The 13,374-nt window shown below is 65.2% G+C and carries 14 protein-coding genes; 9 read left to right on the top strand and 5 right to left on the bottom strand.

Going from position 1 to position 13,374, the window contains the following annotated elements:
- Positions 1–6: 6 nt before the first annotated feature.
- The 5 genes from ACFSCW_RS05340 (at position 7) to ACFSCW_RS05320 (ending at position 2,145) form a co-directional block, all read left to right on the top strand.
- A complete protein-coding gene (locus ACFSCW_RS05340; protein ID WP_380887641.1) occupies positions 7–327 on the top strand; it encodes a phage holin family protein in 321 nt (106 codons plus the stop codon).
- Positions 324–722 carry a DUF3618 domain-containing protein gene (locus tag ACFSCW_RS05335; protein ID WP_380887639.1) on the top strand — a complete coding sequence of 133 codons (399 nt, stop codon included), beginning with the start codon at positions 324–326 and terminating at the stop codon, positions 720–722. Before ACFSCW_RS05340 ends, ACFSCW_RS05335 begins: the two co-directional genes overlap by 4 nt.
- 2 nt (positions 723–724) lie before the next feature.
- Positions 725–1,099, top strand: coding sequence for a hypothetical protein (locus tag ACFSCW_RS05330; protein WP_380887637.1), 375 nt, complete (start codon positions 725–727; stop codon positions 1,097–1,099).
- A 155-nt stretch (positions 1,100–1,254) separates the two neighbouring features.
- Positions 1,255–1,476: a DUF4170 domain-containing protein gene (locus ACFSCW_RS05325; protein ID WP_380887635.1), complete on the top strand. Its 222-nt coding sequence runs from the start codon at positions 1,255–1,257 to the stop codon at positions 1,474–1,476.
- A gap of 189 nt (positions 1,477–1,665) precedes the next feature.
- Positions 1,666–2,145 (top strand): hypothetical protein, encoded by a 480-nt coding sequence (locus tag ACFSCW_RS05320; protein ID WP_380887633.1) that lies wholly within the window; start codon positions 1,666–1,668, stop codon positions 2,143–2,145.
- A 165-nt stretch (positions 2,146–2,310) separates the two neighbouring features.
- On the opposite strand, the gene ACFSCW_RS05315 is transcribed toward ACFSCW_RS05320, so the two are convergent.
- From ACFSCW_RS05315 to carA, 5 genes are all read right to left on the bottom strand, one after another.
- Positions 2,311–2,940 carry a rhomboid family intramembrane serine protease gene (locus ACFSCW_RS05315; protein WP_380887631.1) on the bottom strand — a complete coding sequence of 210 codons (630 nt, stop codon included), beginning with the start codon at positions 2,938–2,940 and terminating at the stop codon, positions 2,311–2,313.
- A 4-nt stretch (positions 2,941–2,944) separates the two neighbouring features.
- Positions 2,945–3,421 carry a transcription elongation factor GreA gene (greA, locus tag ACFSCW_RS05310; RefSeq protein WP_380887629.1) on the bottom strand — a complete coding sequence of 159 codons (477 nt, stop codon included), beginning with the start codon at positions 3,419–3,421 and terminating at the stop codon, positions 2,945–2,947.
- An 81-nt stretch (positions 3,422–3,502) separates the two neighbouring features.
- Positions 3,503–6,838: a carbamoyl-phosphate synthase large subunit gene (carB, locus tag ACFSCW_RS05305; protein ID WP_380887627.1), complete on the bottom strand. Its 3,336-nt coding sequence runs from the start codon at positions 6,836–6,838 to the stop codon at positions 3,503–3,505.
- Positions 6,838–7,158 (bottom strand): hypothetical protein, encoded by a 321-nt coding sequence (locus tag ACFSCW_RS05300; protein ID WP_380887625.1) that lies wholly within the window; start codon positions 7,156–7,158, stop codon positions 6,838–6,840. Before ACFSCW_RS05300 ends, carB begins: the two co-directional genes overlap by 1 nt.
- Before the next feature lie 53 nt (positions 7,159–7,211).
- Positions 7,212–8,471 carry a glutamine-hydrolyzing carbamoyl-phosphate synthase small subunit gene (carA, locus tag ACFSCW_RS05295; RefSeq protein WP_380887623.1) on the bottom strand — a complete coding sequence of 420 codons (1,260 nt, stop codon included), beginning with the start codon at positions 8,469–8,471 and terminating at the stop codon, positions 7,212–7,214.
- Positions 8,472–8,567: 96 nt separating this feature from the next.
- On the opposite strand from carA, the gene ACFSCW_RS05290 reads away from it, so the two are divergent.
- The 4 genes from ACFSCW_RS05290 to rpoD are packed head-to-tail and all read left to right on the top strand — an operon-like array spanning position 8,568 to position 13,355.
- The gene (locus tag ACFSCW_RS05290; protein ID WP_380887621.1) at positions 8,568–9,020 is read left to right on the top strand and encodes a GatB/YqeY domain-containing protein; all 453 of its coding nucleotides are present in this window, start codon (positions 8,568–8,570) and stop codon (positions 9,018–9,020) included.
- A gap of 38 nt (positions 9,021–9,058) precedes the next feature.
- Positions 9,059–9,454 (top strand): endonuclease domain-containing protein, encoded by a 396-nt coding sequence (locus ACFSCW_RS05285; RefSeq protein ID WP_380887619.1) that lies wholly within the window; start codon positions 9,059–9,061, stop codon positions 9,452–9,454.
- Positions 9,451–11,295, top strand: a complete 1,845-nt coding sequence (gene dnaG, locus ACFSCW_RS05280; RefSeq protein ID WP_380887617.1) for a DNA primase — start codon at positions 9,451–9,453, stop codon at positions 11,293–11,295. The genes ACFSCW_RS05285 and dnaG overlap by 4 nt, the downstream gene beginning before the upstream one ends.
- A 23-nt stretch (positions 11,296–11,318) precedes the next feature.
- Positions 11,319–13,355 (top strand): RNA polymerase sigma factor RpoD, encoded by a 2,037-nt coding sequence (gene rpoD / locus ACFSCW_RS05275; RefSeq protein WP_380887615.1) that lies wholly within the window; start codon positions 11,319–11,321, stop codon positions 13,353–13,355.
- Positions 13,356–13,374 lie beyond the last annotated feature (19 nt).

Genomic DNA, 13,374 nt, shown 5'->3' with positions numbered 1-13,374 from the left:
CACGGCATGAACGGGGACGTGCCGATCGGGCAATTGTTCAGCCAGCTCGTCGATGACGGCAAACGCTACGCGCGCGCCGAGGTCGAGCTGTACAAGGCCAAGGCCGCCGACAAGGCGGAGCCGGTGAAGATGGCGGCGATCTACGGCGGCGCGGCCGTCGTCCTCGCGTTGTCGGCCGTCACCGCGCTGCTCGTCGGGCTGATCCTCGCCTTGACGACGCTACTCGGCCCGCTCGCGGCGACGCTGATCGTCGTCCTCGTCACCTTCGCGATCTCGGGCGGCCTCGGCTATCTCGCCTACAAGCAGATCGCCGAGGCGCGGCGGTGAGGAAGATCGACCTCACGGCGAAGGAAGCCGAAGCGACCGCCGCGCGCGAGCGGTTCATGACCACGCTGCACGAGCTGCAGCATCGCCTCAGCCCCAAGACGATCGCGCAGGACGTCAAGGAAAAGGCGAAGGAAAAGGCCGACGGGGTCAAGGAAGCCGCGAAGGAAGGCGTGGTGAATGCCGCGACCCATCCCTCCACGGTCGCCGCAGTCACCGTGCCGATCCTCGTCTATCTGTTCCGCAAGCCGCTCGCGCGCGGGCTGAATGCGCTGTTCAGGCGCGGCGAGGAAGCCGAACCGGCGCTGCAACCCTATGAAGCGGAGCGCGGCCCTGCCCCGCTTCCGACCGAACCCATCCGGGCCAAAACCAGGTCCCCGGCAGAACAAGGAGCATGACGATGGCGCGCACGACTGAAAACACCCAGAGCTATGGCCGTGGCGGCGTTGGGGATCGGCTTGGCACCGCCGTCGACGGCGCGCCGCTGGCGGCGATCGCTGCGGGCGTTGCGATCGGCGCGGTGGCCGGCGCACTGATCCCGCGCACCGAGCGCGAGACCGAGATTCTCGGCCCCGTAGGAAGCAAGATCGGTCAGGCCGCCGCCGAAGCCGCCAAGGCCGCCCGCGAGGCCGGCAAGCAGGAACTCGGCATCCTCACCGAGAACAAGTCGCCGATGGAAGCGATCGTCGACAAGGCGCTGGGCGCGGTCAGTGCGGCGGGCTCGGCCGCGGGCAGCGCCGCGGCGTCGACGGTCACCGGCAAGCAGGACGCGTAGTTCGGTTAGGGACACATACCGTCCAGCCTGAGCTTGTCGAAGGCCTGTTCTTTCTTTCGCGCCGAAAGGGAAAGCAGGGCTTCGGCAGGCTCAGCCTGAACGGTCGAGTGGAGCGAATCCTTGCCCCTGCTCCGCACACTCGCTAGCGCGCGGCCATGAGCTTGATGCACCTGGTATTCGGCGGCCGCGTGAAGGATCCGCGCGGCCTCGACTTCGTCGACCTGAAGAACATCGATATCGTCGGCATCTTCCCCGACTATAAAAGCGCCGAAACCGCCTGGCGCAGCGCCGCCCAGCGCACCGTCGACGACGCCGAGATGAAATACGTCGTCGTCCACCTCCACCGCCTGCTCGAACCCGAGCTGCCCGGCGCCTGAGCGGCCGTTCGCTCCCAATTTCGCCATTCACGCCAAGGCGGGACCTGAGTCGGAATATGACCCACCCCTTGGCCGCCGGCTGAGCTTGGCAGCCGTCCACGTTTATCGCGGTCTCCACCACGAGTATATTCGCCCGTCACCGCTCGAGTCGGGGGCGGCGGCCTGTGATCCTGGAAATGGAGGAAGGCCATGAACGGACGGGCAAATCTTGCGTTTGCGTTGGCAGGTCTCGCGATCCTCTTCCCGCAGAGCGCGAGCGCGGCTGCGCCGGACGCCAAGCTGTGGAACGGCACCTGGCACCTGAACGCGGCGAAATCGAAATTCGCTTCGTCGGCGAAGGAGCAAAGCGAAACGCGAACCTTCGACATTGCCGGCAACAAGGTGACGATGAAGTCCAGCTCCAAGGACTCGTCGGGCAAGGCGATGAATTTTAGCTACTCCGCAGCCTATGACGGCAAATGGTACCCGATGGTTGGGAACCCGAACGCGGATCATATCTCGCTGACGGCAGTGAGCGGCCGCGAGATCAGGTCGAAGGCGCAGCTCCACGGCAAGCCGTCGACGGAGACCACGGCGATGGTCTCGGCCGACGGAAAGCACCTGACGATGAGGCGCAAGATGCTGAGACTGCCGGGCGCGCCCACCGACGTGCTGGAGTTCGATCGCTAGGCGCGGCCAGATGGGGGGCTTACCCCTCTCCATTGGGAGTGTGCGACTCGCGCGTGAGCGCGAGCGGCGGGGGGATTTGTCTTTTTCAAATCCACGCGATCCCTCACCCTGTGCAGCTGCCCGCCTCAAACCTCTCTCAAGAGGCAGCTATCCCCAAGGGCAGCTCTAAGCCTTCCGGTACCGCCAAAGCAGCATAGGTCGCGCCAGCGCCAGGCCGATGATGAAGCCGCCGATGTGCGCGAAGATGGCGACGTTGCCGCCGCCGAACGCCGCCAAGCCGATCAGCGACTGGACGAAGATCCAGGCCGAGGCGAGCCAGAGGATACGCACCGCATAGCCGGAGAGCGGGCCAATGCCCTTGGTGCGGTCGCGGCCGAAGAACACCGCATAGGCGCCGAACGTCGCGGAGATTGCGCCGCTGGCGCCCACCATCGGCGCCGTCTGCGACGGGTCGATCGCCCAGTGGAGCAACGCCGCTGCATAGGCGCCAGCGACGTAGAGGACGACACTCGCCCAGCCGCCGATCACGCTTTCGACGTAGCGGCCGACATAGATGAACATCAGCATGTTCATCGCCAGATGCAGCAGCCCAGCATGGATCAGCGTGGCGGAAAGCGGCGTCAGCCAAACGGGCAGCGCACCGCCGACATTCAGCAACCCCGTCGCCCGCGCCGGAATAAAGCCCCCGGCCAGCGACGCGTAATCGAGCCAGCCGGCAACCCAAAGCAAGAAGAAGGCGACCGCGGTCAGCGCAGCGATCGCCTGCGTCACCCGTCCTTCGGGCAGATTGGGCACGGGTTCAGATGAACTCGATCTTGGAGACGAGGTAATAGCGGTCGCCCGAGGGCACCGTCACCTCGACTTCGTCGTCGACCTTGCGGCCGATCAGCGCGCGGCCGATCGGGGAATTGTAGGAAATCCGGCCCTTGCTCGCGTCCGCCTCGGTCTCGCCGACGATCTGGTAGCGGATCGGCTTGTCGTCCTCGTCGAGGAGCGTCACGGTCGCGCCGAACACCACCTTGTCGCCGCTGAGGTCGCGCGGATCGATGATCTGCGCGCGGCTGAGCTTGCTTTCCAGGTCGGCGATTTCGGCTTCGACCTGGCCCTGGCGCTCTTTCGCGGCGTGATATTCGGCGTTCTCGGACAGATCGCCATGCGCGCGGGCTTCCTCGATCGCGTCGACGATCTGCGGGCGTTCCTCTTTGCGACGCTTCAGATCCGCCTGGAGCTTGTCATAGCCCTCCTGCAGCATCGGCATCTTCTCGACGGTCGCCATCCAATCCACCCTTTATCAAAAACTGGCTCGCCCGGCGGCCCTGTCTCGGACCGCCTACCGCTCGATCGTGATGTCGGGAGGTCAGGCGTGCGGAGGCGAATAGTAAGACTGGAGCGACCGCACTTCAAGAGGACGATCCCTGAGCGCCTCGATTGCCCTTACGGCTGCCGCGCTTGCCGCCGCGGTCGTGAAGTAGGGAATCTTGGCGTGGAGCGCCGAGGCGCGGATGCTCGCCGAATCCTTCAGCGACTGCCAGCCTTCGGTGGTGTTGAAGATCAGTGCGACGTCGCCGTCCTTGATCCGGTCGACGATGTGCGGCCGTCCTTCCGCCACCTTGTTGACCCGCTCCAGCGGAACGCCCTTGGCAGCGAGATAGTCGGCCGTGCCGCCGGTCGCGATCACCTGATAGCCGAGCGCGACCAGTTCCTTCACCGGCTCGACGATCGCCGGCTTGTCGCCATCCTTGACTGAGACGAACAGGCATCCGCCTTGCGGCAGCTTGGTCCCGGCGCCGATCTGCGACTTGGCAAAGGCGGTCGGGAAATCGTCATCGATTCCCATGACTTCGCCGGTGGACTTCATCTCCGGCGACAGGATAGGGTCGATGCCCGGGAAGCGCGCGAACGGGAAGACGGCTTCCTTCACGGCGATCCAACCGTCCGGCCGGTTGATCGCCGGCAGATTCGCGATTTTCTCGCCCGCCATCACCCGCGCCGCCATCTTGGCGATCGGGCTGCCCGTCGCCTTGGCCACGAACGGCACGGTGCGGCTGGCGCGCGGATTGACCTCGATAAGGTAGACCGCGCCGTCCTTCACCGCGAACTGGACGTTCATCAGGCCCTTGACGCTCAGCGCCCTGGCGAGCGCCTCGGTCTGGCGCTCGATCTCGGCGACGATGTCGGCGCCGAGGCTGTAGGGCGGCAGCGAGCAGGCGCTGTCGCCCGAATGCACGCCCGCTTCCTCGATATGCTGCATCACGCCGGTGACGACGACCTGCTCGCCGTCTGCAAGCGCGTCGACGTCCACCTCGATCGCATCGCGCAGATAGCGGTCGATCAGCACCGGCGAGTCGCCCGAGACCTGCACGGCGGTCGCGATATAGGCTTCGAGCTGGCCCGGCCCATCGACGATCTCCATCGCGCGCCCGCCGAGGACATAGCTCGGACGGATCAACACTGGATAGCCGATGCGGTTGGCGACGGCCAAAGCCTCTTCGCGGCTACGCGCGATGCCGTTGTCCGGCTGCTTCAGGCCGAGCTTGTTGACGAGCTGCGCGAACCGCTCCCGGTCTTCGGCCAGGTCGATCGCGTCCGGCGACGTGCCGAGGATTGGGATGCCGGCCTTTTCGAGCGCGGCGGCGAGCTTCAGCGGCGTCTGCCCGCCGAATTGCACGATCACGCCCAGCAGCTCGCCCTTCGACTGCTCGACATGCAGGATTTCGAGCACGTCTTCGGCCGTCAGCGGCTCGAAATAGAGGCGGTCCGACGTGTCGTAGTCGGTCGAGACCGTCTCCGGATTGCAGTTGATCATGATCGTCTCGAAACCCGCCTCGCGCAGCGCGAAGCAGGCATGGACGCAGCAATAATCGAACTCGATCCCTTGCCCGATCCGGTTCGGGCCGCCGCCCAGGATCACGACTTTTTTTCGGTCGGACGGCGCGGACTCGTCCTCGGGCGCGCCGAAGCTCGGCGCCTCATAGGTCGAATACATGTACGGCGTCTTCGCCTCGAACTCGGCGGCGCAGGTGTCGATGCGCTTGAACACCGGCCGCACGCCCAGCTTATGGCGCAGCGCACGGACATCGTCCTCGGTGACGCCGCCGGTCATTGCCTTGACCGCCTCGCCGATCAGTCCGGAGCTGCGTCCGAACGCGCGGCGCGTGCCTGGCTGCAGGTTCGCCGAGCGCAACGACAGCCAAGCGAGGCGTTTGTCGGAAAAGCCGAGCGCCTTCAGCCGCCGCATGCCCGCCGCATCGCGCGGCAGCCCGTCGCGGCACACTTCTTCCTCCGCCGCCACGATCTCGGCGAGTCGGTCGAGGAACCAGGGATCGTATTTCGCAACCGCATGGACTTCGGCAACGCTCAGCCCCTCCCGCAGCGCCTGCGCCGCGACCAGCAGCCGGTCCGGCGTCGGCCGGGCGAGGGCTGCGATGATGTCGTCCTTGGGCGCGCCGACCAGCTCGTCGACGACGTTCAGGCCGGCCAGGCCCGTTTCCAGCCCGCGCAGCGCCTTCTGCAGGCTCTCGTGGAAGTTGCGGCCGATCGCCATCACTTCGCCGACCGACTTCATCATGGTCGAGAGGTGCGGGTCCGTCCCCTTGAACTTCTCGAACGCGAAGCGCGGGATTTTGGTCACGACATAATCGATCGTCGGCTCGAAGCTCGCGGGCGTCGCGCCGGTGATGTCGTTGTCGATCTCGTCGAGCGTGTAGCCGACCGCCAGCTTCGCCGCGACCTTGGCGATCGGGAAGCCGGTCGCCTTGGAAGCGAGCGCCGAGGACCGCGACACGCGCGGATTCATCTCGATCACGACCAGCCGCCCGTCCTTCGGATTGACTGCGAACTGGACGTTGGAACCGCCTGTTTCCACGCCGATTTCACGCAGCACCGCGATCGACGCGTTGCGCATGATCTGATATTCCTTGTCGGTCAGCGTCAGCGCCGGCGCGACGGTGATCGAGTCGCCGGTATGGACGCCCATCGGGTCCACGTTCTCGATCGAGCAGATGATGATGGCGTTGTCGTTGCGATCCCGCACGACCTCCATCTCATATTCCTTCCAGCCGAGCAGCGACTCCTCGATCAGCACTTCGGTGGTGGGCGAGGCGTCGAGGCCGGAAAGCACGATCTGCCGGAACTCGTCGCGATTATAGGCGACGCCGCCGCCCGTTCCGCCCAGGGTAAAGCTCGGCCGGATGATCGACGGCAGGCCGGTATGCTCAAGCGCCTCGAACGCCTCGTCGAGCGTGTGCGCGATCCGCGAGCGGGCAGATTCGAGCCCGATCTTGTCCATCGCGTCGCGGAATTTCAGCCGGTCCTCGGCCTTGTCGATAGCGTCCGCATCGGCGCCTATCATGGTCACGCCCAGCCGGTCGAGCGTGCCGTCGCGGAACAGCGCGAGCGCCGTGTTCAGCGCGGTCTGCCCGCCCATCGTCGGCAGGATCGCGTCGGGTCGCTCCTTCTCGATGATCTTGGCGACGATCTCCGGCGTGATCGGCTCGATATAGGTGGCGTCGGCAAACTCCGGATCGGTCATGATCGACGCCGGGTTGGAGTTGACCAGCACGATCCGATAGCCCTCGGCCTTCAGCGCCTTGGCCGCCTGCGTCCCCGAATAATCGAACTCCGCCGCTTGCCCGATAACGATCGGGCCCGCGCCGATGATGAGGATGGAGGAAATGTCGGTGCGTTTAGGCATTAGTGATTCGGATCCGCCTGGACGAAGGGCAGCTCGGCGCGGATGCACGCCATCTGCTCGGGGGTAGCCCCGGCCTTCACATAAACATGTCGTTCTTCGATCTTAGGTTCGGTCGTGAAAGTGAGCTCCGTTCCGCATTTTTGGGCCTTCGCCTGCATTTCGGCATTGGCGCTTGCCTCTACCTTCCGATCAAAATCCCGCTTCTCTGCCGGGGACATTTTGGCTTCTGTCTCATCAACAAGCGCATCAGTCGAATCGACGAGATCCTTCGCGGCCTGATCCTGAGTTGTAGGCGGTGCGGCGGCTACGGTGCTCGACATGCTAAGGCACAGGCCCATCATCGAACAACGCAACAGGCTCCTTGAGAGCACACTCATTTAGTTAGCATCCCCACAAACTTCTCGAACAAATACATGCTGTCCATCGGCCCCGGACTGGCTTCGGGGTGATACTGCACGCTGAACGCCTGGGCGTCGGTCAGTTCCAGCCCGCAATTGCTGCCGTCGAACAGCGAGACGTGGGTCTCGCGCGCGTTTGGCGGCAGGGTGTCGCGCTCGACCGCGAAGCCGTGGTTCATGCTGGTGATCTCGACGCGGCCGTCCGCCAGCCGTTTGACCGGGTGGTTGGCGCCGCGATGGCCCTGAAACATCTTTGTCGTCTTCGCCCCGATCGCGAGCGCGAGGAGCTGGTGGCCGAGGCAGATGCCGAACAGCGGCTTGCCTGTCTCCAGCATCTGGCGGATCACCGGCACGGCATATTCCGCCGTCGCCGCCGGGTCGCCGGGGCCGTTCGAGAGGAAGAAGCCGTCGGGGCTATGGCTCATCACGTCGTCGAAGCTGGCGGTGGCGGGCAGCACCGTCACCCGCGCGCCGGCCTTCACCAGGTTGCGGAAGATGTTGTGCTTGGAGCCATAGTCGATCGCGACGACGTGGGGGGTGCTCCCCCTCCCTTCCAAGGGAGGGGGCTGGGGGGTGGGTGGATGCTGGCCATCGGCGCGAGCTTCGCTCGCACCCACCCCAACCCCTCCCTTGGAAGGGAGGGGCTTTTCGGCGGCATACCCCGCACCCAGCTCCCAAACCCCGCCGTCCCACAAATGATGCGCCTCGCACGAAACCTCTTTCGCGAGGTCCATGCCTTCCAGCCCCGGCCAGGCGCGCGCCTTCGCCAGCAGAGCCTCCACGTCGAACGTCCCCGAAGCCGAATGCGCGATCACGCCGTTGGGCGCGCCGCCGACGCGCATGCGGCGGGTCAGCGCGCGGGTGTCGATGCCCGCCAGCCCGATCTTCCCCCGCGCCTTGAGCCACTCGCCGAACCCCTCGGCGGCGCGGAAATTGGACGGCGCCGTCACGTCCTCGCGGACGATGCAGCCCAGCGCATGGGCGTGGTTCGCTTCCACATCCTCATGGTTCGCACCGACATTGCCAATGTGCGGGAATGTGAAGGTGATGATCTGCCCTTCGAACGAAGGGTCGGTCATGATTTCCTGATAACCGGTGATCGCGGTGTGGAAGCACACTTCGCCCACCGCCTCGCCTTCCGCACCGAAGCCCCGGCCCCAGATCACGTCGCCGGACGCCAGAACCAACACCCCCGTGGCTCCGTCAGGTACGCGCAAGGGGGTGGCGTCGGCCATGATCGGCAGGCTCCTTCGAGTGGGTGGGCAGCGATGTCGCTAAGGCTCGCCAGCTAAGCTTGCGCGCCCCGCGGGTCAACCTGCTAGACGGGAGAAATGATTCGAGACGACATCAAATCCGCACTCGTCACCGCCATGAAGGGCGGCGACAAGGAAACCACGCAGACGATCCGCCTGATCCAGGCCGCGATCAAGAACCGCGACATCGAACTCCGCACCGGCAAGGGCCCGGACGACGACGATGTGCTGGTGTCGGAAGTCCTGCAGAAAATGGTCAAGCAACGCCGCGAATCGATTGCGCTGTACGAACAGGGGAATCGTCCTGAGTTGGCCGCGGCCGAGGCGAGCGAGGTGGCCGTGATCGAACGCTTCCTGCCGCAGATGATGGACGAGGCGGAGACGAAAGCCGCGATCGAAGCGATCAAGGCCGAGATCGGGGCGAGCAGTGTGAAGGACATGGGCCGCGTGATGGCGGAGCTGAAGACGCGCCATGCGGGGAAGCTCGATATGAGCAAGGCAAGCGCGGCGGTGAAGGCGGCGTTGGCGTAACTCCCCTCCCGCTTGCGGGAGGGGTTGGGGGTGGGACCATGCCTGCTTGGCGCCGACGCAATCCGCTAAGAGCTCAGCAACTCCGCCGCGAAGCCACCCCCGCGGAACGCCACCTCTGGCAATATCTGAACAAGAGCCAGCTCGACGGCATCAAGTTCAGTCGACAGATTCAGATCGGCCCCTTCTATTGCGACTTGCTCTGCCGGAAGCACGCGCTGGCGATCGAACTCGACGGGTTCAGCCACGACATCCAGCCGGGCAGAGACAAGTGGCGGGATCGCATTCTGGCGGAGTATGGGATTCGCGTGCTGCGATTCTCGAATGAAGATGTGTTCGGAAACACAGAGGGCGTGTTGTTTGAGATCAGGCGCGCTTTAGGCTCGGTCCCACCCCCAGCCCCTCCCGCAAGCGGGAGGGGAGACGACCACACATGAGTCTCTCCCCCGCCTTTCTCGACGAGCTCCGCACCCGCACCCTGCTCTCGGCGCTTGTCTCCAAAACCCTGAAGCTCACCAAGAAGGGCCGCGAGTTCGCCGCCTGTTGTCCGTTTCACAGCGAGAAAACACCCAGCTTTTACGTCAACGACGAAAAGGGCTTCTACCACTGCTTCGGCTGCGGCGCGCATGGCGATGCGATCCGCTGGATGACGGACCAGCGCGGGCTGCCGTTCATCGAGGCGGTGAAGGAGCTGGCGCAGGCCGCGGGCATGGAGCTTCCCGCCCCCGATGCGCGCGAGGCGGCGCGGGCCGAGCGGGCCAAGTCGCTGCACGATGTGATGGCGGCAGCGGCGGCGTGGTTCGAGGAGCAATATGCGGGCCTCGCGGGCGCCCAGGCGCGGACCTATGTCGAGAAGCGCGGCATCCCCGAAAAGACGCGCAAGGCATTCGCCCTCGGCTACGCCCCAGATTCGAAAACCGGCCTCCGCCGCGCGCTTGCGCAGTTCGGCGATGCGATGCTGGTCGAGGCCGGGCTGCTGATCCAGGTCGAGGACAAGGAGCCGTACGACCGCTTCCGGGACCGGCTGATGATCCCGATCCGCGACCCGCGCGGGCGCGTAATCGCCTTTGGAGGCCGCATCATCGGCCAGGGCGAGCCCAAATATCTGAATTCCCCCGACACGCCGCTCTTCGACAAAGGCCGGACGCTCTACAATCTTGACCGTGCCGCGCCGGCCGCGCGCAAGGCGGACCGGATGATCGTCGTCGAAGGCTATCTCGACGTGATCGCGCTGGCACAGGTGGGCATCGAGGAAGCGGTCGCCCCCTTGGGCACGGCGCTCACCGAGCACCAGATCGAACGGCTGTGGCGGCAGGTCGACACGCCGCTGCTTTGCTTCGACGGCGACAATGCCGGGCAGAAAGCCGCCTTCCGCGCCGCGACACGGGCGCTCCCCGGCCTCGCCCCCGGCCGCTCGCTCGCTTTCCTGACGCTGCCGGGAGGTCAGGACCCGGACGATCTCGTCCGCGCAGGCGGCCGCGCCGTGTTCGAGACCCTTGCCGCAGCACCCGAGCCTTTGGTCGACCGCCTCTGGAACCACGAACTCGCCGCCGAACCGCTCGCCACGCCGGAACAGCGCGCGGGCCTGCGCAAGCGCCTGAACGAACTGGTCGCCGCGATCAGCGACAACGACGTACGCCAGCAATATCAGGCCGAGTTCCGCCAGCGCTTCGAGGCGCAGTTCCTCCAACGTCCACCCTTCCAGCGCTCAGGCCCGCGCCCGCCGTTCCGTCCGGGCCAAGGCTGGCAGCCGCCCCGCCCCATTTCGGCCGAGGCCAAGGGGGTCGGCTCTTCCGGAATCGATCGTCGGCTGATCAAGGGTGTGGTCGCCGGCCTCCTCCGCTACCCCGATCTGCTCGCCCGCCACGCCGAGGCGTTGCACCATCTGCAGTCGAGCGATCCGGCGATTGCGCGGCTGCTCGATGCGCTGGTGGATTTGGCACTGCAGGAACAAGCGCTTGATACCGAGCGGCTTGGCACCATATTGCGCTCAAGCGAGTTCGACGCACTGGCGAGAGATTTACTGCGGGCCGACCGGCTCCGCTTTTCCTTCACCCGGAAGGATGCGGACCCGGAGCGTGCCAGAACCGACCTGGCCGAAGTGATCCAGGTCATGGTGGAGCAGCCCGAGATCGAGGCGGCTCTGCAACTGGCGACGGAGCGGTTCATGCGGACCTTGGACGAAGAGGACCGGCAAGAGCAGGAACGCTTGCGGGAATTGCGCGACGAGCACGCACGGCGGCTTGCAAATCTTTTGCAGGACGACGAAGGCGCTTAACGATTTTTTGTTCGGGCGAGTTGATGGCGAAGCAGATGGAAGAACCGGTCGAAAAGGTGGACGGCGGCGACGCGCCCCTCATCGATCTCAATGAAGCCTCGATCAAGAAGCTGATCGCCCGCGCGAAGAAGCGCGGCGTGCTCACTTATGACGAGCTGAACGAAGCCCTGCCGCAGGACCAGATGTCGTCCGAGCAGATCGAGGACATCATGTCGGCGCTGAACGACATGGGCGTCCAGATCGTCGAATCGGCCGAGGACAGCGAGGACGGCGAGGCGGAGAAAGAGCCGGAAGAGGACGATGCCGAGCCCGTCTCCGACGGTTCGGACGGTTTCGCGCCTGTCGTCGAAAAGAAGAAAGAGACCGTCGACCGCACCGACGACCCGGTGCGCATGTACCTGCGCGAGATGGGCGCCGTCGAGCTGCTCAGCCGCGAGGGCGAGATCGCCATCGCCAAGCGCATCGAGGCCGGCCGCGACACGATGATCCTGGGGCTTTGCGAAAGCCCGATCACCTTCAACGCGATCATCGGCTGGTCGAACGCGCTCAACGAAGGCACGATGCAGCTCCGCGAGATTCTCGATCTCGACGCGATGCTGAACAAGGACCCCGCACCCGAGAACCTGTCCGACGAGGATGCGGAAGGCGACGGCGAGATTTCCGAAAAGACCGCCGGCCCCAGCTTCAAGGAAGAGGAAGAGGTCGAGGAAGTCACCGCGTCCGACGACGAGGACGAGGAGTCGATGACCGAGCGGCGCGCGCCGCGCCCGTCCGACGACGAGGAAGAGGACAACACGCTCTCGCTCGCGCAGATGGAGGAGCAGCTCAAGCCCGCCGCGCTCGAGAAATTCGCCAACATCACTGCGATCTTCAAGAAATTCTCGAAGCTTCAGGGCGCGCGCCTGGACGCGATGGGCGGCGGTGCGGCCTTTTTGCCCGCCGACGAGAAGAAGTATCAGAAGCTGCGCGAGGACCTCACCGCCGAGGTCGAGAGCGTCCAGTTCCACAACGCCAAGATCGAATATCTCGTCGATCAGCTCTACAGCTACAACCGCCGCCTGACCGCGCTCGGCGGCCAGATGCTGCGCCTCGCCGAGCGCCACAAAGTGCCGCGCAAGGATTTCCTCGACCGCTATGTGAACCGCGAGCTCGACGAGAGCTGGCTGGAAAGCGTCCAGAGCGTCGACAAGAAGTGGAGCGCGTTCGCCTCGAACGAGGCCGACGCCGTCGAGCGCATCCGCACCGAGATTGCCGAGATCGCGCAGGCGACCGGCATGGCGCTCCCTGAGTTCCGCCGCATCGTGAACATGGTGCAGAAGGGCGAGCGCGAGGCCCGCATCGCGAAGAAGGAAATGGTCGAGGCGAACCTGCGCCTCGTCATCTCGATCGCCAAGAAATACACCAATCGCGGCCTGCAGTTCCTGGACCTGATCCAGGAAGGCAATATCGGCCTGATGAAGGCGGTCGATAAGTTCGAATATCGCCGCGGCTACAAGTTCAGCACCTATGCGACGTGGTGGATTCGGCAGGCGATCACCCGCTCGATCGCCGACCAGGCGCGCACGATCCGCATCCCGGTCCACATGATCGAGACGATCAACAAGCTGGTCCGCACCTCCCGCCAGTTCCTCCACGAGCAGGGCCGCGAGCCCACGCCCGAGGAAATGGCCGAGCGCCTGTCGATGCCGCTCGAAAAGGTCCGCAAGGTGATGAAGATCGCCAAGGAGCCGATCTCGCTCGAAACGCCGATCGGCGACGAGGAGGATTCGCACCTTGGCGATTTCATTGAGGACAAGAACGCGGTCATCCCCGTCGACGCCGCGATCCAGGCGAACCTCAAGGAAACCGTCACCCGAGTCCTGGCCTCCCTCACCCCGCGCGAGGAACGCGTGCTGCGCATGCGCTTCGGCATCGGCATGAACACCGATCATACGCTCGAGGAAGTCGGCCAGCAGTTCAGCGTCACCCGCGAGCGTATCCGCCAGATCGAGGCGAAGGCGCTCCGGAAGCTGAAGCACCCGTCGCGGAGCCGGAAGATGCGCAGCTTCCTCGACCAATAATCCCGCCACCCCGGCCTTG

It is taken from the genome of Sphingomonas tabacisoli (genome assembly GCF_042678385.1).
Taxonomy (GTDB): Bacteria; Pseudomonadota; Alphaproteobacteria; order Sphingomonadales; family Sphingomonadaceae; genus Sphingomonas_B; species Sphingomonas_B tabacisoli.
This window is presented reverse-complemented; position numbering and strand designations above follow the sequence as displayed.